The 251-nt window shown below is 68.5% G+C and carries 1 pseudogene; it reads right to left on the bottom strand.

The features are described 5' to 3' along the window. Window positions 1–251, bottom strand: a pseudogene (locus tag RTN46_RS06940) (thioredoxin domain-containing protein); the annotation flags it as partial.

Below are 251 nucleotides of genomic sequence, written 5' to 3'. Positions count from 1 at the left end.
TAGCGGTATCCGAGAGCGTCCCTTCGGTCAGGAACCGTTCCACAGCGGTTTCCACCAGGGACTGCGCAGCCTCGTGCCAGCGCGGGTCTCCAGTGGCCGCATAAAGCGCGAAGAGGCCCTCGGCAGCTCCGGCGTAGTCCTCGAGCAGGCCCTCGATTCCCTGCACGGCGCCGTCGTTGGACACCCGGTACAGGAGCTGCCCGCGCCGGTGCACCCGGAGGAGGTATTCGGCTGCCGCAACGGCTGCGGAG

It is taken from the genome of Arthrobacter sp. (genome assembly GCF_031988865.1).
Lineage (GTDB): Bacteria > Actinomycetota > Actinomycetes > Actinomycetales > Micrococcaceae > Arthrobacter_B.
Note: the sequence above shows the minus strand (reverse complement) of the source record. Positions and strands in the feature narration are given on the sequence as shown.